The sequence below is a fragment of the Micromonospora sp. NPDC049171 genome (assembly GCF_040648275.1).
Lineage (GTDB): Bacteria > Actinomycetota > Actinomycetes > Mycobacteriales > Micromonosporaceae > Micromonospora.
In genome coordinates this window covers 94,863-118,820 of sequence record NZ_JBEZDJ010000014.1, presented here as the reverse complement: position 1 = coordinate 118,820, position 23,958 = coordinate 94,863, and the positions used below count along the sequence as shown (strand labels likewise).

The window sequence follows — 23,958 nt, the reverse complement described above, 5'->3', positions numbered from 1 at the left end:
GCGCCTCGCCTGCGCCCGGACCGGCCACGGCCGGCGTACGCTGGGCCGCGTGGATCAAGAAGACCGGATCGCCCTGTTCCTCGACTACGAGAACCTCGCGTTGGGGGCACGCGATCACCGTGGCGGCGCGGACTTCGACTTCCGGCCGATCGCCGACGCGCTCGCCGAACGGGGGCGGGTGGTGGTCCGTCGGGCGTACGCCGACTGGTCCTACTTCGACGAGGACCGCCGGATGCTCACCCGGTCCCACGTCGAGCTGATCGAGATCCCGCAGCGGATGGGTGCCTCCCGCAAGAACGCCGCGGACATCAAGATGGCCGTCGACGCGATCGAGCTGGCGTTCGAGCGTGACTACATCTCCACCTTCGTGATCTGTAGCGGCGACAGTGACTTCACCCCGCTGGTGCACAAGCTTCGCGAGTTGAACAAGCGGGTCATCGGCGTCGGGGTCGAGGGGTCGACGTCGGCGCTGCTCCCACCCGCGTGCGACGAGTTCCTCTACTACGACCGGCTGGAGGGTGTGGACATCCCGCCGACCCGCAGCCGGCGTGGTCGTCCGACCCGGCAGTCCAGCTCCGACCAGCGCCCACCCGAGACGGAGCTGGAGCGGGAGCCGGAGCCAGAGCCGGAGGTGGGCCGTCGACCCGCCGGCGAGGAGCCCGGCCGGGACGTGGACGCACTCGCCGTCCAGGTCGCCCAGACGGTGGCCGGGTTGCAGGGCAGCGCCAACGGCGAGGTCACCGCCTCCCGGCTCAAGCGCACCCTGCTGCGCAAGGACCCGACGTTCAGCGAGTCCGACTACGGGTTCCGTACCTTCGGGGAACTGCTGCGGCACCTCGCCGAGCACAACGTGATCGAGCTGGCCGAGGGGCCCGCGAAGGGTGACCCCGAGGTCTCGCTGCCCGAGCACGGCGACCGGGAGGTGGCGTTCGGTCTGCTCCGTGGGGTGGTGGCGGAGCTCGGCAGCAGCGGCAACCCGGTGGCGCTGTCCGGGTTGAAGAACCAACTGCGGCGGGCTCGGCCCGACTTCAGTGAGAAGAAGCTCGGTTACCGCAGCTTCCTGCAGTTCTGCAAGGCCGCGGCCACCGGCGGGGCTGTCGACCTGCGGTGGAGCCCCGAAGCTGACGACTACCTGCTGACCACCCAGGGCTGAGCGCCGGGCCCGGGTGCGCCCGGCGGCGGGTCCTGGTGCGCCCGGCGGCGGGCCCCGGTGCGTCTGACGGCGCGGCCCGGTGCGCTCGACGGCCCATCGACCGCTGTCGAGCGGGAGTGCCGGACCTGCCCATAGGGTGGGCGGTAGGGCTGCCCGAGGGCGAGGTGAGGGTCGTCATGCCGGGACGTGGCGAATGGACGCTCGTCGGCCGCGACGACGAGCTGAAAATCATCGAGGACGTCGTGTCGGCGCGACTGCCGGGGCTGGTGCTGGTCGGTGACGCCGGGGTGGGTAAGACGCGGCTGCTGCGGGAGGCGCTCGCCCGCGCGGCCCAGGACGGCGTGGAGTGTCACTGGGTCTCCGCGACCGGAGCGGCCCGCTCGATCCCGTTCGGCGCGGTCTCGCACCTGATCCCCGCGCCGACCCGACCGCGTGCCGATCCGGTGGGGCTGGTCGGCACGGTCGAGCGCGACTTCGCGCGGCGCGGCGGCGGCCGTCCGATCATGATCGGCATCGACGACGCCCACCTGCTGGACGAACCCTCGGCCGGGCTGCTGCACCAGCTCGCCGTGCACGGCCTGGCCGTGGCGGTGGCGACCGTCCGGGCGGGCCTTCCGCTCTCCGACGCACTCACCTCGCTGTGGGCCGGTTCCGGCCGGCGACTGGACGTCCGCCCGCTGCCGGCCACCGCGGTGGAGCACCTGCTCGACGAGGCCGCGCCCGGCCCGCTCGACGCGATCAGCCGCCGCCGGCTGACGCGGCTCGCCGACGGCAACCCGCTGCTGCTGCGGGAGTTGCTGGCCGACGCCATGGACACCGGCGGGCTCCGCGAGTCGCGGGGGGTCTGGCGGTGGCGCGGCACCGCGTCGGGCAGCCCTCGGCTGGCCGAGCTGGTCAGCGCCCGGCTGCGTGCCCTGGAACCAGCCGCCCGCCAGGTGTCGGAGGTGGTCGCCTGCGGCGAACCGCTCTCGCTGGCGCTGCTGGAACGGTTCACCGACCCGGTCGCCATCGAGGCCGCCGAACGCAGCGGCATGGTGGTCGCGGAACGCTCCGGTGCCCGCACGGCGCTGCGGATGGCCCATCCGCTCTACGGGGAGGCGCTGCGCGCCTGCATGCCGGCCAGCCGGTCCCGCACCGTGTTCGGGCAACTCGCCGACGTGCTGGCCAGCATGCCGCTGCGGCGGCGGGACGACGCGCTCGTCGCCGGGGTGTGGCAACTTCGGTCGGGCAGCGTCCGGCATCCGGACATCGCGCTTGCCGCCGCCCGGCAGGCCATCGACAGGTTCGACATCGACCTGGCCGAGCGGTTGGCCCGCACGGCGTACGACGCCGCGCCGGGCTGGGAGGCGCAGTGGCTGCTGGCCCGGGTGTTGCAGTACCAGGCGCGCAGCCAGGAGGCGCTCGACATGCTTCCGCCGGCCCCGCCGCCGGGCAGCAAGCGCCTCGCCATGTGGGCGATCACCCGCGCCGGCCTGCTCTACTGGGGCCTGGACCGGATCGACGAGGCCCACGAGACACTGCGGCTGGTGCCGGCCGGCTCGCCCGGCCACGACCTGGCCGAGGCCACCAGGTCGTGGGTGCTGTTCTACGACGGCCGGTGCGAGGCCGCACTGGCCGTCGGCCAGGCCGTGCTGGCCCGGCCCGACACCGGGGTACGGGCAGCCAGTTGGGCGATCATGGGGGCGGCCTCGGCGGCCGGGATGCTCGGCCGGCTCGCGCTCGCCGACGAGCTGGCGGAGCGGGGCCGGGCCGTGCTCGCCGCCGAACCCGAGCGGATGCCGTGGAACGAGGCGCAGGTCGGGCTGGGGCTCTGCTACGCCCGGTACGCCGCCGGCGAGCTGGTCGGAGCCGCCGACCTGGCCGATCACGGCTATGCCGCGGCGGTGGCCAGCGACGCGCGGGGAATGGTCGCCGTGTGGGCCGGGTTCCGGGGGATCGTCGCCAAGACCCAGGGACGGCTCGACGCCGCCGAGGCCGACCTACGGGAGGCCATCGCACTTGTCGAGGAGAACGACCAGTACCACCTGGTGCGCACGTACTGGGCGGCGTTGGCGGGGGTCCGCGCCCTCGCCGGTGACCCGTCCGGCGCCCGCCGCTGGCTGGCCGCCGCGGACGCCCGGGAGCGCGCCGCGAACCGGATCTTCCACCCGTGGGTGGAGTTGGAGCGCGCGTGGGTGCAGGTGGCCGAGGGGGATCTCACCGCCGCGATCCGTACCGCCCGGCACGCCGCCGACCTGGCTCGGGGCAGCGAACAACCCACCATCGAGGCGGTGGCGCTCTACGAGTGCGCGCGGCTGGGCGCGCCCGACTCGGTCCGCGACCGGTTGGGCGCTCTCGCCGACCGGCTCGGCGGGCTGGCCTCGACGCTCGCCAGCGCGACCGACGGTCTGGTCCGCGATGACGGGCCGGTGCTGGAGACCGCCGCGGGTGACCTCGTCACCCGCGGCCACACCCTGCTCGCCGCCGAGGCGCTCGGTGCCGCAGCCCGGGCGTACGCGCGCCGCGGCCGGCCCCGGGTGGCGGTGGCGCAGCGGGCCGCGACGCTGGCGCGGGACTGCCTGGCGGTTCGGACACCCCTGCTCACCGCGACCGCGGCGGGCGCCGAGGAGGCGACGCTGACCCGCCGGGAGCGGGACGTCGCGATGCTCGCGGTGACCCTGCCCAGTCGCAGCATCGCCGACCGCCTCGGGTTGTCGGTCAACACCGTCAACAACAACCTGGCCCGCGTCTTCACGAAGCTCGGCGTTCGCAACCGCCGGGAGTTGGCCGTGGTGCTCGGCCACGACCGGCCGGGGCCGTCGGACAGGTCACCGGGTGCGACTCATCCTCCACAGTAGGTAAGGGCGACTGATCTACCGGGGTTACCGCACACCTGCCTACCGTGCGGTAACAACTACCGGCGCACCTCAGTCCCTGGAGGACGGCATGAGCCACGCACACCCGGGTGGACCGCCAGGACCGCGACCCACCAGGTCGTTCCACGTCCACAATGCTCTCTTCGCCGCCGGCGTGGCGGCGGCGGTGGCCATGGTCACCGCACTCGTCGCCCCGGCAGCCGGCGGCGCATCGGCCACACCCGTCGCCGCCAGCGCGGAGCGGGCGTCCTACGAGGCGCCAGCGTGCACCCGCGAGCTGGAGGGTACGACCTGGCTGCTCGACCCGTGCGTCAAGCCGGGCGAGAAACTCCCGGTGGAGGTGGAGGCGCGGCTCGCGCGGATCCGTACCCAGAAAGCCGCCGCCGCTGCCGACTGCCCGGACCCGACCGGATCGCCGTCGGCCTCGACCGCACCGACCCGGGCGACCCGGCCGCCCGTGACGACCGAGCCGGTCGCGAAGCGGGCCCTCGCCGCCACCGCGACCGCACCCACCACGACGGGTTCACCCAGCGCGACGGCGTCACCCAGCGCGACGGCGTCGCCCACCGGCACACCCTGCCCCTCCGGCAGCGCCTCGCCGTCGGGCAGCGCCTCGCCGTCGGGCAGTGCGTCGCCGTCGGGCAGTGCGTCGCCGTCGGGCAGTGCGTCGCCGTCGGGCAGTGCGTCGCCGTCGGGCAGTGCGTCGCCGTCGGGCAGCTCTTCGCCGTCGGGCAGTGCGTCGCCGTCGGGCAGCTCTTCGCCGTCGGGCAGTGCGTCGCCGTCCGGCAGTTCCTCGCCGTCCGGCTCCGCGTCGCCCAGCGGCTCGCCGGAGCCGACCGACCCGCCCAACCCGACCGACCCGCCCACCGGCGGACCGCCGTCGCCGCCGCCCCCGCCGCCGACCGGCTGCCCCAACGTGGCCGGCAACCCCACGCTCGTGGACGCGAACAAGGACCGGATCCGCTGCCGGGAGGTGCAGACGGTCACGAACGACACGGTGCTGACCCTGACCGGAGACTCGATCAGTTCGGCGCACCACCAGTTCGGCTTCGGGGTGGGCCCCGGCTGCCCGATGACCTCGTTCGACGGTCGCGGCATGCCCGGCAACAACGGCGTCTACAGCTACGGCCGGCGCTACTTCGACCTCAACGGCAGCGTCGTGGACTACGACAACTACGCGCGCACCGGCTACGGCACCGGCGACATCATCGCCGGCCGCGCGGGCCCCGACGCGTGCGGCAACGCCTGGGGTCGGGTGGCCAGCCCGCTCGGCCTCGCCACCGCCCGGATCGCGAAGGCGAAGGCGGACGGCCACAACGCGTACCACGCCACCACCGGCGGTGTGAACAACACCAACTGGAACACCGTGCTGATCCGGCTGGCCATGTGTCGCGCGCTGGAGTTCGCGGGGGAGAGCCTGAACCCCACAGGTCTGTTCCGCTTCGAGTGGGCGGCCGTCGGCGGCAAGCAGGGCATCGTCACCAACGGCGGTGGCTGCAACTTCTGGCTCGACCTGCCGGCCGGCGAGGACTACTACATCAACATCGGGGTGCCGCGTTACGACGGCCCGGCTCAGTACGCCGGCATCACCGCCGACGCCACCACCATTGTCAACTCGCTGCTGGCCGCCGGCGCGGACAAGGTCGTCTGGATGCTCTACTACGACATCACGCCGGCCAACGTCGACATCGGCCAGTATTCCTGGGCGAAGCTCAGGTCGCTGCTGCCCACCGGGTTGCAGTCCTACCTGCCGGCGGCCCCGGTGTCGACGCTGCAACCGCTGATCGACCCGCTCTGGGTGGGCACCGTGCGAACCGTGATCAACGATCTCAACTGGGCGGTCCAGCTCGGTGTGCCGTTCGACCCGGCCGTCCGGGTGGCGTTCCCGCCACCGTTCACGCCCGGTGACATCCAGATCACGGCCGAGGGCGGCTCGCCGCATCCCAGCCCCGCGGGCCAGGACGCGTTGGCGAACACCCTGGCCGGTGTGCTCAACGGCATGTGACCCGCCCCCCTGATCCGTCGCTCAGGACGGGGAGGATCCGCCGTTGCGGGTCCTCCCCGTCGACGCATGGGCCGAAATGCGCCGGAATTACGGCTATCGCCCTGGTATATGCCTACCTGCGACGTACCCTCGACGCAAAAATTGCTATACGGTCGGCGAATGAAGGTCGAGGAGCATTGGTGGAACGGAGACACGACCCCGCGCGGACGCCGGGACGTGTATATCCGTACTGACGGGCAGGGTTGGGAGGTCCGCGCCCAGATCGGTGGGGCGTCGGGTCGTGAGCGGGTGCAGCAGTGCCCAAGCCGGGCCTCGGCGGCCATCCTCGCCGACGCGTGGCGCGGCACCCACCCATCCTGGCGCGAGCTGAAGCAGCGCTGATCCGGCACCGGGCCGGGCCGGCAACGCTCCTGGGCTCCAGCCCGGTGCGCTCCCCGGCCGGCCCGGCGCTCGGCTCAGCTCACCAACGACGTTCAGGTCATGGCCTGTGCGGTTCCTTGATCAGTAAGTCGTCTGCGGCGTCGGATGTGACCACTCCTCATCAAGTGATCGAGGAACAGCGCGTGCGGCCCGTGTCCTCGCCGTCAGGCCGGGTACACGGAGGTCGGCCAGCCGTGCCCGATGGAGGTCGCCCCATGTCGCAGAGCCCGGACGAGGAGAACCCCCGGCTCGACGAGGAGGTCCGGGAAGCCGAGCGCCGGCTGGCCGACCTCACCACCTCATCGGACGACGCGCTGACCGACGACGACGCCCGCGTGCCCGATGACAGCCCGTCCGAGCAGGACGCCGACTAGCCGGCCCGTCACCGCCCACCGACCTTGCCCCCTTGATCCACTCGGGTTTGGTGATAACGCGGTATCCCGGACGCCGGGATGCCGCGATATTCATGAAGGCGAGTGGATCATGGCCGTCGGCACCGGGAAGTGCGCGGCTTCTGACCGGTGGCCCGTCAGCACCTGGACTCGCGCTGGTCGTGCCGGGGTGGAGTCGTGGGGTGGGCCTGCCCGGCGGATCTGGCCGAGCAGGCCCACGGTCGGCGAAGGAGAGCTCAGCGTTTGAGCGTGAAGGTGAAGTCCCCGGAAAGCCTGCCGCGCAACCGGACCGCCGAGACGAGCTTCCCCTCCATGATCAGTCTGTCGACCTCGGCTCGCGACAGACCGAAACCGTCAGCGATCAGTCGTACCGGCCGGACCGGGATCCGCGCCGCGAAGCGGACCGAGACGTCGACCGTCTCGCCGTCCGGGTGCTCCGATCCGCCGGTGTCGAGACGCCAGGCGTCGTCCCAGTCGAGGGCGACGCGGTTACGGCGTTGCACGACCGGGGCCTGGAGCAGGTCGGCGGTCAGTGTCGGGTCGTTGTGGTGCAGCCGGTCCAGCAGCTCGGGTCGGATCGAGCGTACGGTCACCCGCTCCAGGACCGCGAGCTTGGCCGTGTCCCCGCAACGGGTGCAGAGCACGAGGAGCCAGACGTCGATGAGCTTGTGGTTGGCGTTGACGCGGAATTTACCGCTTGGCCGGAAGCGCTCGGACGCGCACGCATGGCAGCGGCGGCGAACGAGCGGCAGGCAGGTGGGCACGACGGCCCAGTGAGTGCGCACAGAGGTACACCGGTTCCGTGAGAGGTCCGCAGCAAAAAGGGGCGCGGCGCACAGGCGCGACGCGCGACACATCAGCGCTCGGGAAGACTCACAGGGTGTACAACGGCACGTCCTTGCCTAGACGACCTGGTTCCGCAGCACGGTAGGCGCGCGAACCGCTGCCCCTCCACCGGTTTTCGGCGCATCGAGAGCGCCGGGACCACCCGCTCATCCCCTCGATGGAAATCGCGTTGATCGAAAGTTGTCGGCTCACTACGGTGCGTACGTCCGGGCGCAGGCGCGAGGAGCGGAGCTGACGTGACAGGTCCCACCGGCGCCGACGAGCCCACCGGCGGCGGGATGCGTCTGCTGCGACACAACCCGGCCTTCCGGGCGCTGTGGTCGGCTCGCGTCATCTCGTACGCGGGCGACTCGCTGAGCCTGGTCGCGTTGATGTTGCACGTGGAGGACAGCACCGGTCGGGCGTTCGCGATCGCACTGCTGCTGCTCGTCGGTGACTTCGCGCCGGCGCTGCTCGGCCCGCTCACCGGGGCGCTCAGCGACCGTTTCGACCTGCGCCGGGTCATGATCGGCGCGGAGTTGGTCCAGGGTGGTGTGCTGCTGCTGATCGCCGTACTGCTGCCGTCGTTGCCGGTGCTGCTGGCCCTGGTGGCGGTCCGGGCGATCGCCGGGCAGGTGTTCCAGCCCGCCTCCCGGGCGGCGGTGCCGGCCCTGGTACGCGACCGGGACCTGGAGTCCGCGAACTCCACTGTCGGGTTCGGCACCAACGGCGGCGAGGTGATCGGTCCCCTGCTCGCGGCGGCGCTGTTCCCGCTGGTGGGCGTACGCGGGGTGCTGCTTGTGGACGCCGTGTCGTTCCTGCTCTCGGCGGTCCTGCTGGCGTCGCTGCCGAGGATGTCGGTGCCCGTCGACGGCGATGCCGGCCGGGGTTCGCTGCTGCGCGACGCGCGGGTGGGCCTGGGCTACCTCTGGTCGACCCCGGTGGTCCGGGTGGTCGCGCTGGGGTTCTGTGCCGTCGTGGCGTTCAACGGCGTCGACGACGTGGCCCTGGTCCTGCTGGCCACCGAGACGTTCGACGCTGGCGGCTCGACCGTCGGGTTGCTGCTGGGCGCGGTCGGGCTCGGGTTGTTCGTCGGCTACCTGTTGCTGGGTCGGTACGGGGTGCGGGCGTCCACCGTCGGGCTGTTGATCGCGGGGTTCGCCATCAGCAGTGTCGGCAACCTGCTGACCGGGCTGGCCTGGGCGGTCGGCGCCGCCATCGTCATGCAGGCGGTCCGCGGACTGGGGATCGCGGCCATGGACGTCGCCTCCAGCACGTTGCTGCAACGGGTCGTCCCCGAGGCGATGCTCGGCCGGGTCTTCGGCAACCTGTACGGCGCGATCGGAATCGCCGCCGCGCTCTCCTACCTGGGCGGTGCCGTGTTGCTCGACGTCACCTCGGCCCCGACCACGCTGCTGGTCGCCGGCGCGGGCGGCACGCTGGCCACCGTCGCCACCGCCTGGGCACTACGGCGGAGCCTGCGCCGGACGACCCGCCCCGCCGGCGCCGTCGAGCCGGAGCAACGGGCGTAGCCCGCCCGCGGCGCGGCCGGAACAACGAGCCTGCCCGCCCGCGGCGCGGCCGGAGCGACGGGCGTTGCCCGGCCACGGCAGCACCGGACCAACGAGCCTGCCCGGCCACGGCAGAACCGGAACAACGAGCCTGCCCGGCCACGGCAGAACCGGAACAACGAGCCTGCCCGGCCACGGCGGAGCCGGAGCGACGGGCAGAGCCCGGTCGCGGCACAGCCGGCGTCGGTCAGGCGGTCGGGACCGGCAGCACCGCTCCTTCGGCCGCCGACCGGTGCGCCAGCTCGATCAGCTCGACCGTGGCGACCGAGTCCCGAGGGTCCACCGGCATCGGCGTGCCGTCGCGCAGCGCCGTCGCGACCTGCGCGTAGAAGCTCTGGTACGCGCCGGGCTCGGTCGGCACCGGCCGCAGGTCACCGTCGACGCCGAGCATGCCGTAGCGCTCCGGCGGGACCTCGCCCCAACCCGGCTGGCCCGGTCGGCCGCCCTCGTGCAGCGCCGCCTCCTGCACGTCGAGGCCGTACGTCGTGTAGCCGGCCCGGTCGCCCAGCACCCGCAGTCGGGGCCCGAGCTGGGCGGTCACCGCGCCCATCCACAGGTGCGAGTGCACCCCGTTGGCGTGGGTCAACGCCACGAAGGCGTCGTCGTCGACCGCCGCACCCGCACGGCGGCGGTCCACCTCCGCGTAGACGCGGTCGACCCGGCCGAACAGCTGCACCGCCTGGTCGACGAGGTGGGCGCCGAGGTCGAAGAGGGCGCCGCCGGCCTCCTCCGGACCGGCAAGCTCCCGCCAGCCCGGCTTGATGGACGGACGGAACCGCTCGAACCGGGACTCGAAGCGCAGCACGCGCCCCAACTCGCCCTGCTCCACCAGCCGGCGGGCGGTGAGGAAGTCGCCATCCCAGCGCCGGTTCTGGAAGACCGTCAGCGGCACCCCACGCTCGGTCGCCTCGCCGATCAGCGCGCGGCCCTCGGCGCCGGTCGGGGAGAGGGGCTTGTCGACGACGACCGGCAGCCCGGCGGCGAGGGCCGCGCGGGCCATCGGCACGTGCTGCCGGTTCGGCGTCGCCACCACGACTAGGTCCAGAGCGTCCGGGGTACGCCACAGCTCGTCGGCGTCGTCGACCAGGCGGGCGTCCGGGAAGTGCTGTCGGGCCTGCTCGCGTCGCTGCGGATCGCGGGTCACGATCGCGTCGAGCCGCAGCCCCGGGGTCGCGGCGATCAGCGGGGCGTGGAACACCCGACCCGCCAGCCCATACCCCAGCAGACCAACCCGCAGCGCCTCCGCCATGCCGTACCCCCGTCTCGCCGGTCCGCGCCCTTCGCCGGCAGCGGCACCGCCTGCCGAATCTACGCCCCGATCTCGGCCCGGTGCTGGTCAGCCCACCGGGTCGCTGCGCAGGTAGGTGAGCACCGCGAGCACCCGGCGGTTGGTGTCGTCGCTGGGCGGCAGGTCGAGCTTCAGCAGGATGTTGCCGACGTGCTTGCCGACCGCCGCCTCGGTGACGTGCAGTCGACCGGCGATCGAGGCGTTCGACCGGCCCTCGGCCAGCAGCGCCAGCACCTCGCGTTCGCGGCCGGAGAGCGCGGCCAGCGGATCGCGCGGGCGGTGCAGCAGTTGCCGCACCACGTCCGGGTCGATGGCGGTGCCGCCCGCCGTGACCCGGCGCAGCGTGTCGACGAACTCGGTGACCTCGGCCACCCGGTCCTTGAGCAGGTAGCCGACCCGTTGACCGTCGCCGCTGTCCAGCAGCGCCGCCGCGTACCCGGTCTGCACGTACTGGCTGAGCACCACCACCGGCAGGTGGGGCCGCTCGGCGCGTAACGCGACGGCCGCGCGGAGCCCGTCGTCGCGGCGGCCCGGCGGCATCCGGATGTCGGTCAGCACCAGGTCCGGTGTGTGCTCGCGGGCGGCAGCCAGTAGCTCGGGTGCGGAGCCGACGGCGGCGCACACCGTGAACTCGAAGCGGGTCAGCAGCGCGACCAGGCCCTCCCGCAGCAGCACCTCGTCCTCGGCGAGCACCACGCGGGTCATCGACGGCACGGCAGCTCCACCCGCACCAGGGTAGGCCCGCCGGCCGGGCTGGACAGCAGCAGCCGGCCGTCCACGGCGGCGACCCGGTCGGCGAGACCGGTCAGGCCGGTCCCCCGGGTGGGGTCGGCACCGCCACGCCCGTTGTCGGACACCTCGACGACGAGGTCCCCGTCGACCCGGGTGAGGCGTACCTCGGCGTGGGTCGCCCGGGCGTGTCGGGCGACGTTGCTCAGTGCCTCGGACACCACGAAGTAGGCGGTCGTCTCCACGATTTCCGGCAGCTCGCCACGCAGGTCGGCGTGCACGGTGACCGGGATGGTGGCGACGTCGGCCAGCTCGCTGGCGGCACCGGCCAGACCGAGGTCGGTGAGGCTCTGCGGACGGATGCCGTGCACCAACTGCCGCAACATCACCATCAGGCCCCGCGCCTGGTCGTGTGCCACGGCGAGGGGTCGGGCGGCGGGGGAGTCCTCGGGTACGTCCAACTGGGCCAGGCCCAGCTGAAGGGTGAGACTGGTCAGCCGTGGCTGTGCGCCGTCGTGCAGGTCCCGTTCGATCCGGCGCCGTTCCGCCTCGTACGCGCCGACCAGCCGGGTACGCGAACGGGCGACCTCGCGCAGTGCCACCGCGTCGACCGGCCAGGCCAGTGCCCAGCGGGTCACCTCCGCCTGTGCGGCGGCCACCAGACCGGCCGCGTAACAGAAGACCGGCAGGAGCAGCACCGCCACGATGGCGTACGGGATGGCTTCGCCGGTGGACTCGATCGGCTGCCAGATGACGACCGGCTCGGCGTCGCCGGCCAGCCAGGGGCTGGTGATCATCCCGAGGTCGAGCAGCACCAGCAGCAGGAACACCCAGTACACGACCGGCACGAACCCGCCCAGGCAGAACAGGTAGACCACCTCCCGCCAGGCGCCGGCGCTGCGGTAGCGGGCGACCAGACCCGGCCACGACGGCGCGGGCAGCGGACGGTTGTCCACGAGCCGGAGCCGCCACCGCTCGATGACGGCCACCGGGTAGCTCACGATCGGCGCCAGCGCCAGCAGGCCGAGGCTGCTGACCGCCAGGAACAGCAGGAGCGCGACGCCGGGCGGCCGACCGTCCAGCAGCAACCCGTTGGCGGCGGCCAGCAGCGGTGCGCCGACGATGAGCAGCCCGATGGCGAGCAGACCCGCGATCGGCACGGTGCTGATCGCGTAGGCAAGTGCCCGCCAGGGCCAGACGGAGATCAGCCAGTCGCGGCGACGCAGCGCCTCGGCCAGCCGAGTTGGGGATTCCGGGGTCATGCCGCAGACGCTAATCGGGGACGACCGGGCGCCCCAGCCGTCCAGATCCACTTTTCGGGGTAGGTCCAGCACTACCGGCCGAACGGGTGTGCGGGGTCTGGAAACGGGAAGAACGCGGCGCGCGTGACCTGTCCGGACGGCGGCTGGAGAGACATGGGTGCCAGAACGTTCGTGGTGGTCGGCGGTACCAGCGGGCTCGGCCTCGCGGTGGCCCGGCAGTTGGTCGACGAGCACCAGGTCGTGGTGTTCGGCAACGAGCCGGTCGAGGTCGCGGCCACGGCCGACGAGCTGGGGTGCGACGGCGCGGTCTGCGACGTCTCCTCCGACGAGCAGGTCCGGGCGGGCTTCGCCGAGGTGGTGCGGCGCCACGGCACGATCGACGGGGTGGCGGCCTGCGCCTCGATGTGGGCGGGCGGTGAGCTGGCGGACCTGTCGGTGGAGCACATCCGCCGGGCCGTGGAGGTCAACGTTCTGGGCCTCACGTACCTGCTGCGGGAGGTGGTGGGGCACCTGCACCGGCAGGGCCACGGGAACGTGGTGTACATCGGCGCGCTGGCGCTGGCGGCCCCCCGGCCCGGCATCCCCGTCTACCGGGCCACCAAGAGCTACGGCAGCAGCCTTGTCGACTCGTTGGCCGAGGCGCAGCACAGCAACCGGATCAAGGTGATGCAGCTGCATCCCGGGCCGATGCCGACGCGGTTGCAGGAACGGGTGGGTGCCGAGTTCCTGGACGAGGTGTACGCCATGCCGGAACAGGTCGCCACCGAGGTCGTCCGGCTCCTGCTGCTCGAACCCGACGACCTCTACGTCTCCGGTGAGCGCGTGCTGCGCGCGGACGGGCGGTGGTGACGGCCGCAGCCGGACCCGACGACCGTCCGGCCTCGGCGTGGGCGCCGCTGCGGACCGCGGTCTACCGCAACCTGTGGCTGGCCCTGCTCGTCGCCAACATCGGCACCTGGATGCAGACGGTCGGTGCGCAGTGGCTGCTGATCCACCACTCCCACGCCTCCACCCTGGTCGCGCTGGTCCAGACCGCGAGCCTGCTGCCGGTGCTGCTGCTGGCGTTGCCCGCCGGAGTGTTGGCCGACAACTTCGACCGCCGGCACCTGCTGATCGCCGTGCAGTTGTTCCTGGTCGCGGTGGCGGTGGCGTTGACGCTGCTCACCCAGACCAACCGGATGCCGCCGGCGCTGCTGCTCACCCTCACCTTCGCGTTCGGGGTCGGGCAGGCGCTCACCCTGCCGGCGTGGGCGGCGGTGATCCCGGAGCTGGTGCCGCCCGACCAGCTACGGTCGGCGTCCGCGCTCGGCTCGATAAGCGTGAACGTGGCCCGGGCGGTCGGGCCGGCGGTGGCCGGCGTACTGATCGCCCGCACCGGCGTCGCCCCGGTCTTCGGCTTCAACGCCGTCGCGTTCGCCGTCTTCACCTACGCGCTGTGGCGCTGGCGGCCCGGCAACGCCCGCGCGGTCGAGGTGCCCGAGCGGTTCACCGCCGCGTTGCGCGCCGGCAGCCGGTACGTGCGCCACTCGCCGACCGTCCGTCGGCTGTTGCGCCGGGCGCTGGTCTTCGTGGTCCCGGCCAGCGCGCTGTGGGCGTTGCTGCCGCTGGTGGCCGCCCGGCGGCTGGGGCTGGGCTCCGGCGGGTACGGGCTGCTGCTGGCCGCCCTCGGCGTGGGCGCCATCGCCGGCGGTGTGCTGCTGGCCGTGATCCGCACCCGGCTGTCGGCCAACCAGCTCCTGCTGATCGCCGGGGCGCTGTTCACCGTGGCGTTGACGGTGGTCGGCACCGTGCGGGTCGTACCCCTGGTGCTTCTCGCCCTGTTGCCCGCCGGGATGGCCTGGGTGACGGTGCTGGCCAACGTCAACGCCGAGATGCAGCTCTTCCTGCCCAGTTGGGTGCGGGCCCGGGGCCTGGCCGTCTACCAGGTGTGTTTCGCCGGCGGGCAGGCGGCCGGTGCGCTGGTCTGGGGGTTGGTGGCCGAGATGGCCGGGCTGCTCCTCGCCTATCTCGCGGCGGCGGCGCTGATGCTTGTCGGCACCGCGACGAGTCGGCTCTGGCCGTTGCCGGACCTGCGGTCGGTGAACCGGGAACCGGCGGCCTACTGGCCGCAACTGCACCTGGCGCACGAGCCGGACCCGGGGGTGGGGCCGGTGCTGGTCACGGTGCAGTACACCGTCCGGCCGGAGCGGACCCGGTCGTTCCTGGCGGCGATGGACCTGGTGCGCGGGGCACGGCAGCGAACCGGCGCGATGCGCTGGGGGCTGTTCCGGCCGGCCGAGACGACGGACCGGTTCGTCGAGGTGTACCTGGTGCCGTCGTGGGACGAGCACCTGCGCCAGCACGGCGGCCGGTTGACGGGCGAGGACCGTGCGGCCGAGCAGCGGGCCCGGGAGCTGACCGACGCGGAACCGGAGGTGAGCCACCTGGTGCCCGCCGCCGCCGGCCCGACGCTCTCCGACGACCGCGAAGAGGTCTGACCGCGCGGGCCGGCGGGCGACGTACGCCGTACGCCCGCGTTGTTAGGATGGCCGCACCATGGCGAGTGAGCGCAAGGCGACCGCGGACCCGGCCCGCAGCCTGGCCATCCTGTGGCGCACCCGGGAGCCGACCAGCCGCAGCGCCGGGCCGGGGCTCAGCGTCGACCGGATCGTGCGGGCCGCGATCGACGTCGCCGACGCCGAGGGCCTCGACGCGCTGACCATGCGCCGGGTCGGCGAGGCGTTGGGTGTCGGCACGATGTCGGTCTACACCTACGTGCCCGGCAAGGCCGAACTCGTCGCCGTCATGATCGACACCGCGTACGGCGAGATGCCGCGCCCCGCCGTCGAGGGCGACTGGCGGGCTCGGCTGGAGCGGATCGCCCGCGACAACCTCGCGCTCTACCAGCGGCACCCGTGGATGCTCCGGGCCGAGACGACCCGACCCGTGCTCGGTCCGCACCTGCTGGCCAAGTACGACTACGAGCTGGGCGCCGTCGCCGACCTCGGGCTCACCGACGTCGAGATGGACGCGGTGCTCACGCTCGTCCTCGGGCACGTGAAGAGTTCCGCCCGCGCCGCGTCCGAGGTGGTCGACCTGGAACGGGAGACCGGCATGACCGAGGGCCAGTGGTGGCAGTCGCACGCGCCCTGGCTGGAGACGTTCCTGACGCCCGGGGCCTACCCGACCGCCTCCCGGGTCGGCACGGCGGCCGGCCAGCAGCACGGTGCCCCCTACGCCCCGGAGTACGCCTTCGAGTTCGGCCTGCAACGCGTGCTCGACGGGATCTCGGTGGTGGTGGCCGAACGGTCGACCGCTAGCCGGCCTGGTTGAGCCGCAGGCCGGGCACCCGCCGACGGCCGTGCGACCATTCCCGCTCGGCGCGTCTGACGCCGCGCCGCGACCGGGAACAGTCGTGCGCGGGCAGACCGACGTCGCCCGGCCCGATCAGCTCGCGCCGGGCACGCAGGTACTCGCCGAGCGGACCGGCCGTGCTCACCAGCCCATCGTAGGAGCGGCCCACCGGCCGCGCGGCCACCAACGGGAAGAACGGGAACCCGCGCCCGCCGGTCGAAGCCGCCGGGCCTGGCGGAACCGGCCCGAGCCCGGTCGTCCGGGTGGTACGACTGTGGCGGCAGGTGGTGTCGAGAAAGGGGGGCGATGGCGAGCTGGCTCCCCGAGCGGCTGCTCCAGAAGCGGGAGAACCCCCGTCGGACGTCGTTCCTGGAGCTCTTCTTCGACCTGGCCTTCATCTTCGCGCTGACCCGGCTGTCCCGGGCACTGCTGGACGACCACAGCCTCACCGGCGGTTTCCAGGTGCTGGTGCTGCTGGCGGCGCTGTGGTGGGTGTGGTTCGTGACCGCCTGGTCGGCGGACTGGTTCGACCCGCGCGCGCCGCTGATCGTCGTACTCCTGCTCTGGGTGATGTTCGGCGGCCTGCTGATGGCCGCCGCCGTGCCCACCGCGTTCGACTCGCACGCCGGGTTGTTCGCCGGCGCCTACGTGGCCATCCACCTTGGTCGAGGCGCGCTGCTGATCCCGGCGCTGCGCGGGCACCCGCTGCAACTGCGGAGCCTGCGGGTGGCGATCTGGTTCGCGATCTCCGGCGTGCTGTGGGTGGTCGGGGCGCTCGTCGCCCCGGCCCGGGAGGCGCTCTGGGCGCTCGCCCTGGTGCTGGAATACTCCCTCGCCCGGCTGCGCTGGCCGTTCCCGTGGCTCGGGCGCAGCTCCTGGCCGGACCTTCAGGTGAACGGTGAGCACCTCTCCGAGCGCTACCAACAGATCTTCATCATCGCGCTGGGCGAGCTGATCCTGTTCTCCGGCATCGCCTACAGCGGCTCCGGGATGAACCGGGAGAGCACCCTGGCCTTCGCCCTGGCGTTCGTGACGGCGGTGGCCCTCGCCCGGCTCTACCTGGTGCCGGCGGGCACGCGACTGGGCGCCACCATCGTGGCGGCCGGCCCGCCCGGCAGCAAACTGGCCCTCCTGGCCGGCTACCTGCACGTCGTCATGATCGCCGGGGTCCTGGCCACAAGCGTCGCGATGGAGCTGACGATCGAGGATCCGGGCTACCGCGACGCGGGACAGTTGGCCGTGGGCGTTCTCGGCCCGGCGCTGTTCCTGACCGCCCGGATCCTGCTCTCGGCGGTGGTCGACACCAGCCTGCCCTGGGCCCGCCTGATCGGGGTGCCGGCCATCATCCTGTTCGGGGCGGCGACCATGCGGCTTCCGCACCTGGCCGGCAGCGCCGTCGTCGCCGGGGTGTTGCTGCTGATCGTCGTGGTCGACGCGATGCCCGGAATGTGGCGGCCGGCGCCACCGGACGGCGCGAGCGACGCGCCCGACCAGCGACGACACGGGTAGCCGCCCGATGCCGCGCAGGCCACCGCAGCACGGCGACCACCCGCGCCGCGGCGACGTGGTCGAGTTGCGGGTGCACGGCGTGTCGGGGGCACGACCCTCGGCCGTCCTGCACGAGGCGAGGGTGCGGCAGGTCGCCGGCGACGACAGCGGCGGATTCCACCGCCGCGCCGGGTCGGACGACACCGACCCGGACGGGCTGACGCTCGAGGCGTACCGCTGGGCCGACCTGCCCTCGGGCACCGTGGCCCGGACCCTGTCCATGGTCTTCCTGCTGCCGTTCATGCTCAGCAACCTGGCGGTGTGGATGCGGCCCGCCGGCCGCCGCGCCGCCGGGGTCACCATCCTGTGCCGGCTCCTCGCGCTCAACCTCACAGTGGTGTACGTGGTGTCCATCGCCGGGGTCGCCCTCGACCTGCTCGCCTGGCGGTGTCTCGGCGCGGCCCGTTGCCGTGCGCCCTTCGACACGCTCGCCGGGCTCGACGATCGGCCCGTGGGGCAGCGGTTGGCCGTGCTGACGCTGCTGCCGATCGCCGCGATCGTGCTCCTGCGGCTGCTCGGGACCCGCCGGTCCCGCCCGGCCGGCAACCCACTGTGGGCGGTGGAGCCGCTGGTGGCGCGGCTACGGGCGATCCACGTCGCCGCCGCCTTCGCCGTACTCGATCTCCTGTTGCTCACCGCCCGTCGCGCCGGCGGCGCGACCCCCGCGACGACGCTGCTGTGGACGCTCAGTGCGGCGGTCCTGCTGGTCTGCGTTGGTCTGCTCGCCGCGCCCGGCCTGATCGACCGTGCGTCGACCGCGGGGATCTCGACCTGGTTCGCCCGCGCGGTGGGCGTGGTGGCGGTCGCTCTGAGCGTGGCGACCCTCGTCGCCGTCGCGGGCGACGGGCGGGACTGGCCGTCGTCGGCCGGGCTCCCCGGCTACGGCGCGATCGCGGGCGGGGCGTTGCTCGGCCAGATGACACTGCTGGTGCTGCTCAGCGGGCTGGTGCTGTGGCGCCACGGTCGCGCCCGGGCCCGGTCCGGGCTGCCGGGCGGACTGGGCGCGACTGTCATCGCGGCCATCGCCGTCGGCCTGGCCGGTGCGTTCTCCGCCGGTCTCGTCTATCAGGCGGGGGATCTGCTCGGCGGCTTCCGCGGTGACGGTGGGCCGCCTCTGCCGTACCGCTGGACGATCCTCGCGGTGTTCCTGCACGTGGTGGCGGCGGTGCTGGCGTGCGCCGCGATCACCCTCCGGTCGCGGCGTCGCCGGTGCCGTGCGGCGGCGGACATCACCGCCCGCGACTTTCCCGTCGTGCCGCCGGAGGCGACCGGGCGGCTGCGGCTCGCCACGAAGGCCGTCGCCCGTGCCCGGTTCACCGAGTGGCTGGGCGTGCTGGCCACCACGTACGCGGCGCTCGCGGTGATCGGGCTGGCCACGAGCCTGCTCGGGGCGACCGGGCGCGGACCGGAGGACCTGACGTGGCGGTTCCTCGGGCTGCCGGCCGGGTTCGTCGGGATGGCACTCGCGGCGGGCACCTACATCGTCGCCGCCGTGGTCCTGGTCCTGCTCTCGGGTGGTGTGTTCGCGTACCGGACGGCGTGGTTCCGCCGGCACGTCGGCATCCTGTGGGACCTCGGCACCTTCTGGCCCCGCGCCGCGCACCCGTTCGCACCGCCGAGCTACGCCGACCGCGCGGTGCCGGAGCTGGCCGACCGGATCACCCAACTGACCGAGCGGCACGCCGGGGTGGTGCTGTGCGGGCACAGCCACGGCTCGGCGTTGCTGGCCCTCGCGGTGCTGCGGCTGCCTCCGCACACCCGCCGACGGGTCGCGCTGCTCACCTACGGCTCACCGCTGGACCGCCTCTACGCCCGGCTCTTTCCGGCGTACCTCAATCGGGGGGTGCTGCGCGAGGTGGGGGAGCGGGTCGGGTGGCGGTGGCTCAACCTGTGGCGGGACACGGACCCGGTCGGTGGTTGGATCTTCGCCGCGCACCGGCCCGGTGATCCGCCGCCGGACGCCGCCGACCCGGCCAGCGGGGTCGACCGGCGGCTGCGGGACCCGCGCGGCCTGCTGCCGGCACCGGGGGAGCGTCGACCGCCCCCGGTACGCGGGCACCACCCGGACGAGTCGGAGCCCGCGTTCCGGGCGGCGCTGCGGGAACTCGCCGGCCGGCTGCGCCCCCCGGACGGCGGGTGAGGCGACCCGTCACCGGTCCTCGGACAGGCGCTCCGACGAGCGGCGGCCGATCACCGCTGAAGCAGGGCGCGCAGCGCCCCGACCACAGTCGCGGGAGCCTCCTCCGCCATGAAGTGCCCGCAGGTCACCGTCTGGTGGTCGAGGTCCGGGGCCCAGGCCCGCCACACCCCGGCCGCGTCGTAGCCGAGCGCCGCGCCCCAGTCCTGCTGGAGCACTGTCACCGGCATCCGCAGGTGGTTGCCCGCCGCCCGGTCGGCGGTGTCGTGGGTGACGTCGATCCCGGCGGACGCCCGGTAGTCGGCGACGATCGAGGTGATCGCCTCGCGGGACGCGCGCAGGTAGGTGGCGCGCACCTCGGGCGGCAGCGCCCCCGGGTCGCGGGTCCAGACGTCCAGGAAGTGACCGAAGAACACGTCCGGGCTGCCGCCGATCAGCTCCTCGGGCAGGCCGGGTGGCTGTGCCATCAGGTACAGGTGGAAGGCGACCGCGGCGTTGACGCCGTGCAGCACGTCCCACATGTCCAGGGTGGGCAGCACGTCGAGCAGGGCGAGGTGGCTGATCGCCGCCGGGTGGTCGAGGCCGGCGCGGAACGCGACAAGGGCGCCCCGGTCGTGCCCGGCCAGGACGAAGCGCTCGTGACCGAGCGCACCGGCCAGTGCCACCACGTCGGCGGCCATGGTCCGCTTGGCGTACCCGGTGCCGTCCACGTCCACCGGCTTGTCGCTGTCGCCGTAGCCACGCAGGTCGGGGCAGATGACCGTGTGGTCGGCGGCCAGGTCGGCGGCGACGTGCCGCCAGATGAGATGGGTCTGCGGGAAACCGTGCAACAGCACGACCGGTGGCCCGGAGCCACCCACGGCGGCGCTGAGCGTCACGCCGTCGGCGACGGTGACACGCTGGTAGTCGAATCCGTTGATCCTCGGCTCCACGGGGAACCTTCCTGGTGAGCAGGGCCGGCCCGGGCGGTGACCCGTCGCCGTCGTACGGTGTCGAGCCTGGCCGGAGGTGATCAGCAGACGGTCAGCACCGCATCAGTGCCGGCCGGCACCGCCGCCTAGATTGGTGTCATGACCAGGCATCAAACGCCACCGGTGGGGGTGACGTTCGGCGTCCTCGGGCCGGTGACCGCCGCCACCGAGAGCGGCCCGGTCCCGCTGCGGGGGCACCGGCAGCGACTGGTGCTGGCCCGGCTGTTGATCGCCCACGGCCGGGTGGTGCCGGTGGACCGCCTCGTCGACGACCTGTGGGAGACCCCGTCGGACGGCGCGGTGGGCGCGATCCGGACCTTCGTCGCCGACCTGCGCCGGGCGTTGGAGCCCGACCGGCCGCCCCGGCAGCCACCCCGCCTCCTGGTCACCGAACCCCCGGGGTACGCGCTGCGGACCGCCCCGGACGCGGTGGACGCCGGACGCTTCGAGGCGGCCGTCGGCGAGGCGGGACGACTGCTGACCGCCGACCTGCCCGCACCAGCCCTGACCGCGCTGGACACGGCGCTCGGGCTCTGGCGCGGACCCGCGTACGCGGACTGCGCGGGCGACCTCTGGGCCGTCGCGGAGATCAACCGGCTGGACGAGCTGCGGATGCTCGCCGTCGAACGGCGGGCCGAGGCGCTGCTCGCCCTGGGGCGGCCGGACGAGGCCGCCGCCGACCTGCCCGCCCACCTCGCCGGCCATCCACTGCGGGAGGACGCCTGGCGGCTGCTCGCGTTGGCCCGTTACCGCGCCGGCCGGCAGGGCGACGCGCTGGCCGCGCTGCGGGAAGCCCGCGACGCCGTGGTGTCCGCGCTGGGGGTGGACCCGGGGCCCGAGCTGCGCCGGCTGGAGGCCGACATCCTGGCCCAGGCGGCACACCTCACCCCCACCCCCGTCGCGGCCGGGCCCGTACGAGGTGCCGGGTCGGAATCGCCGCCGGGGCGGCCGTTCGTCGGGCGGGACCCGGAGTTGGCGCGCCTGCGGGACGCCGCCGAGGCCGCCACCCGGGCGGGTCGGCCAACGCTCGCCCTGCTCAGCGGGGACCCGGGCGCCGGCAAGTCCGCCCTGGCCGAGGAGCTGAGCCGACAGCTCGTCGCCGAGGGCTGGAACACGGCCTGGGGTCGCAGCCCCGAGTACGACGGCGCCCCGGCCGCCTGGCCCTGGACGCAGATCACCGACGCGCTCACCGCGCCGGGCGGGTCGGTGGGCGGCGGGCCGGCCGAGCCGGTGAGCGGCGGGCCGGCCGGGTTGGCGGCCGGTGGGCCGGGCGAGCCGGCGGTGACCGACGGCCCGAGTGATCCCGCCGTGGCCCGGTTCCGTCGGCACCGCGCGGTGGCGGCGCTGGTCTCCGCCGTCGCCGACCGGGCACCCCTGCTGCTGGTCCTGGACGACCTGCACCGTGCCGACGGCGACACGTTGGACCTGCTCACCGGCCTGCTCACCGGCCCGCAGCCGGCCACGGGCCCGGTGCTGGTCCTCGGCACCTACCGGGCCACCGAGATCAGCCCGGAGCTGACCGCCACGCTGGCCCGCGTGGCCGGCCTCGAACCGGTGCGGGAATACCTCGGCGGGCTGTCCGCCGAGGCGACCGGCGAGTTGGCCCGTGCCGTCGCGGGGTCGGAGCTGGACCCGCCCACCGTCCGACTGATCCACCACCGCAGCGGCGGCAACCCGTTCTTCGTCCGGGAGCTGGCCCAGTTGTCCGCGAGCGCGGGGCAGGCGGCGCTGGCGGCGGTGCCACCGGGGGTGCGCGACGTGATCCGGCACCGCCTCGCACAGCTACCCGCCCCGACCCGTACCGTCCTGCGGCAGGCGGCGGTGCTCGGTCGGGACCTCGACCCCGAGGTGCTCGGCGCGCTGGCCGGCGACCCGGCGGCGCTGCTGGACGCCGTGGACCGTGGATTGCAGGCCGGGTTCCTGACCGAGCAGGAGCCCGAGGGGCGGCTACGGTTCACCCACATCCTGGTCCGCGACACGCTCTACGCCGACCTGTCCGCGCCGCGTCGGGCGGCCTGGCACGGCGCCGTGGCCGAGGCGATGCAGCGGCAGCAGCCCGTCGACCCGGCCGCGCTCGCCTACCACCTGCTGCACGCCGGAGGACGGGAGGCCGCCCACCGCGCCGTCGGCTACGCCCGCACCGCCGCCGAACAGGCCGAACGGGACGGCAACCCGCACGAGGCGGCCCGGCTGTGGGCGCAGGTCCTCGACGCGTACGACCGGGCCGGGCAGAACGAGCGGCGCGAGCGGCTCGGCGCGGTGCTCGGCCTCGGGCGCGGGCTGGCGGTGACGGGCCGGTTGGCCGAGGCGCGGCGGTACCGCGCCGCCGCGATCACCGACGCCGAGGCGGTCGGTGACCCCCGGCTGACCACGGAGGTGCTTGCCGGTTTCGAGGTGCCCGCCATCTGGACCCGCAACGACGACGACGCACTCTCCGAGCGGATCGTGCACCTTGCCGAGCAGGCCCTGACCGGTCTCGGCCCGACCGGCTCGGCGCAACGCAGCCGGCTGCTGAGCACGCTCGCGCTGGAGCTGCGGGGCAGCACCGGCGACCGTGGCCGCCGGGCCGCCGCCGAGGCCGAGCGGATCGCCCGGACCGTCGCGGACCCCGGGCTGCTGGCGTTCGCGCTCAACGCGCGTTTCATGCACGCCTTCCACCGTGTCGGGCTGGCCGACGAGCGGGCCCGGATCGGCGCGGAGCTTGTCGACCTGGCCACCCCGCAACAGTTGGTGACCTTCGAGGTACTGGGTCGCCTCGTCCTGGTCCAGGCCTGCTGTGCGCGAGCCGACCGGGCCGGCGCGGACGCGCACGCCAACGCCGCCGACCGTCTCGCGCAGCGCTACGAGCTGCCGCTGGTCGGGGTCTTCACCGGCTGGTACGCCGCACTGCGCCTGGCGCTGGGCGGCGACCGGGCCGCCGCGGTGACCGCGTACCGGGCCGCCGCGCAACTCCTGCCCGCCGACGCCATGCCGGGCCTGGCCCGGGGGCTGCTGCCGCTCGCCCTGCTCGGCCTGCGACTGGCCGACGCCGCCAGCGAGGCCCCGCCGGTCCCCGGGCGTCAGCGCCCGATTCCGGGGCCGGACGACGAGGACTGGGCGCGGCTGGACTGGGGCCCGCACGAGCCCTGGGCCCGGCCACTGTTGCTCGCCGACGCCGGCGACCGGGCTGCCACTCTGCTGGCGCTGCGGGCCCTCCCGGACGGGCCGCACGACCTGCTGCGGGAGGTGCGGCTGTGCCTCACCGCTCGGGCGGCGCTCGCCGTCGACGACCGGCCCACCATGGAACGCGTCTTCGCCGCGCTCCGCCCGGCCGCCGCCGAACTGGCCGCCGGTAGCGGGCTGGTCACCGCCGGCCCGGTGGCCGGACACCTCGCCGACCTGGCCACCGCTCTGGGCCGCGACGAGGAAGCCGCCGCGCACCGCCGTACCGCCCGCGCGCTCACCACGGACGACCCCACCTGAGCGCCAC

General features: G+C 74.0%; 19 protein-coding genes. 12 read left to right on the top strand and 7 right to left on the bottom strand.

Annotation, left to right across the window (positions count from 1 at the left end; all coding sequences use genetic code 11):
• Nucleotides 1-49: 49 nt before the first annotated feature.
• Both AB0B14_RS19220 and AB0B14_RS19215 read left to right on the top strand, forming a co-directional pair.
• The gene (locus AB0B14_RS19220) at nt 50-1,153 is read left to right on the top strand and encodes a PIN domain-containing protein (protein WP_357065393.1); all 1,104 of its coding nucleotides are present in this window, start codon (nt 50-52) and stop codon (nt 1,151-1,153) included.
• 176 nt (nt 1,154-1,329) lie between these two features.
• Nucleotides 1,330-3,990 carry an AAA family ATPase gene (locus tag AB0B14_RS19215; protein WP_357523315.1) on the top strand — a complete coding sequence of 887 codons (2,661 nt, stop codon included), beginning with the start codon at nt 1,330-1,332 and terminating at the stop codon, nt 3,988-3,990.
• Between the two features lie 267 nt (nt 3,991-4,257).
• On the opposite strand, the gene AB0B14_RS19210 is transcribed toward AB0B14_RS19215, so the two are convergent.
• Complete coding sequence (locus AB0B14_RS19210; protein ID WP_357523313.1) at nt 4,258-5,004, bottom strand: hypothetical protein; 747 nt, start codon at nt 5,002-5,004, stop codon at nt 4,258-4,260.
• Between AB0B14_RS19210 and AB0B14_RS19205 the strand changes: the two genes are divergently transcribed.
• From AB0B14_RS19205 to AB0B14_RS19195, 3 genes are all read left to right on the top strand, one after another.
• A complete protein-coding gene (locus tag AB0B14_RS19205; RefSeq protein WP_357065397.1) occupies nt 4,982-6,013 on the top strand; it encodes a hypothetical protein in 1,032 nt (343 codons plus the stop codon). The two genes, AB0B14_RS19210 and AB0B14_RS19205, sit on opposite strands and share 23 nt — an antisense overlap.
• 159 nt (nt 6,014-6,172) lie before the next feature.
• Nucleotides 6,173-6,394, top strand: a complete 222-nt coding sequence (locus AB0B14_RS19200; protein ID WP_030335934.1) for a hypothetical protein — start codon at nt 6,173-6,175, stop codon at nt 6,392-6,394.
• Nucleotides 6,395-6,648: 254 nt separating this feature from the next.
• Nucleotides 6,649-6,807 (top strand): hypothetical protein, encoded by a 159-nt coding sequence (locus AB0B14_RS19195; RefSeq protein ID WP_357065399.1) that lies wholly within the window; start codon nt 6,649-6,651, stop codon nt 6,805-6,807.
• Nucleotides 6,808-7,061: 254 nt separating this feature from the next.
• Here the strand turns inward: AB0B14_RS19195 and AB0B14_RS19190 are convergent, their stop codons facing one another.
• Entirely contained in the window at nt 7,062-7,610 is a 549-nt protein-coding gene (locus AB0B14_RS19190; RefSeq protein WP_357523311.1) for a DUF1062 domain-containing protein, read from the bottom strand.
• Between the two features lie 297 nt (nt 7,611-7,907).
• Between AB0B14_RS19190 and AB0B14_RS19185 the strand changes: the two genes are divergently transcribed.
• Nucleotides 7,908-9,182, top strand: a complete 1,275-nt coding sequence (locus AB0B14_RS19185) for an MFS transporter (protein ID WP_357523308.1) — start codon at nt 7,908-7,910, stop codon at nt 9,180-9,182.
• A 226-nt stretch (nt 9,183-9,408) separates the two neighbouring features.
• Here AB0B14_RS19185 and AB0B14_RS19180 read toward each other — a convergent pair whose 3' ends face one another.
• The 3 genes from AB0B14_RS19180 to AB0B14_RS19170 form a co-directional block, all read right to left on the bottom strand.
• Nucleotides 9,409-10,470: a Gfo/Idh/MocA family oxidoreductase gene (locus AB0B14_RS19180; RefSeq protein ID WP_357065404.1), complete on the bottom strand. Its 1,062-nt coding sequence runs from the start codon at nt 10,468-10,470 to the stop codon at nt 9,409-9,411.
• Between the two features lie 87 nt (nt 10,471-10,557).
• Nucleotides 10,558-11,223 (bottom strand): response regulator transcription factor, encoded by a 666-nt coding sequence (locus AB0B14_RS19175; RefSeq protein ID WP_357065406.1) that lies wholly within the window; start codon nt 11,221-11,223, stop codon nt 10,558-10,560.
• Entirely contained in the window at nt 11,211-12,500 is a 1,290-nt protein-coding gene (locus AB0B14_RS19170) for a histidine kinase (RefSeq protein WP_357523306.1), read from the bottom strand. Before AB0B14_RS19170 ends, AB0B14_RS19175 begins: the two co-directional genes overlap by 13 nt.
• Before the next feature lie 153 nt (nt 12,501-12,653).
• Here AB0B14_RS19170 and AB0B14_RS19165 point away from each other — a divergent pair, with 153 nt between their 5' ends.
• From AB0B14_RS19165 to AB0B14_RS19155, 3 genes are read left to right on the top strand one after another with little or no spacing between them, the layout of a single operon-like run.
• Entirely contained in the window at nt 12,654-13,349 is a 696-nt protein-coding gene (locus AB0B14_RS19165) for an SDR family oxidoreductase (RefSeq protein ID WP_357523304.1), read from the top strand.
• Complete coding sequence (locus AB0B14_RS19160) at nt 13,346-14,977, top strand: MFS transporter (RefSeq protein ID WP_357523302.1); 1,632 nt, start codon at nt 13,346-13,348, stop codon at nt 14,975-14,977. The genes AB0B14_RS19165 and AB0B14_RS19160 overlap by 4 nt, the downstream gene beginning before the upstream one ends.
• A gap of 58 nt (nt 14,978-15,035) precedes the next feature.
• Complete coding sequence (locus AB0B14_RS19155) at nt 15,036-15,812, top strand: TetR/AcrR family transcriptional regulator (RefSeq protein ID WP_357065414.1); 777 nt, start codon at nt 15,036-15,038, stop codon at nt 15,810-15,812.
• Here AB0B14_RS19155 and AB0B14_RS19150 read toward each other — a convergent pair.
• Nucleotides 15,796-15,978: a hypothetical protein gene (locus AB0B14_RS19150; protein ID WP_357065415.1), complete on the bottom strand. Its 183-nt coding sequence runs from the start codon at nt 15,976-15,978 to the stop codon at nt 15,796-15,798. The genes AB0B14_RS19155 and AB0B14_RS19150 overlap by 17 nt on opposite strands.
• Nucleotides 15,979-16,139: 161 nt before the next feature.
• On the opposite strand from AB0B14_RS19150, the gene AB0B14_RS19145 reads away from it, so the two are divergent.
• Nucleotides 16,140-17,342 (top strand): low temperature requirement protein A, encoded by a 1,203-nt coding sequence (locus tag AB0B14_RS19145; protein ID WP_357065417.1) that lies wholly within the window; start codon nt 16,140-16,142, stop codon nt 17,340-17,342.
• Between the two features lie 7 nt (nt 17,343-17,349).
• Nucleotides 17,350-19,521, top strand: a complete 2,172-nt coding sequence (locus tag AB0B14_RS19140) for a hypothetical protein (protein WP_357523301.1) — start codon at nt 17,350-17,352, stop codon at nt 19,519-19,521.
• Between the two features lie 50 nt (nt 19,522-19,571).
• Here the strand turns inward: AB0B14_RS19140 and AB0B14_RS19135 are convergent, their stop codons facing one another.
• Nucleotides 19,572-20,450 (bottom strand): alpha/beta hydrolase, encoded by an 879-nt coding sequence (locus AB0B14_RS19135; RefSeq protein WP_357065420.1) that lies wholly within the window; start codon nt 20,448-20,450, stop codon nt 19,572-19,574.
• 138 nt (nt 20,451-20,588) lie between these two features.
• On the opposite strand from AB0B14_RS19135, the gene AB0B14_RS19130 reads away from it, so the two are divergent.
• On the top strand, nt 20,589-23,951 hold the full coding sequence (locus tag AB0B14_RS19130; protein ID WP_357523299.1) for a BTAD domain-containing putative transcriptional regulator: 3,363 nt from the start codon (nt 20,589-20,591) through the stop codon (nt 23,949-23,951).
• Nucleotides 23,952-23,958 lie beyond the last annotated feature (7 nt).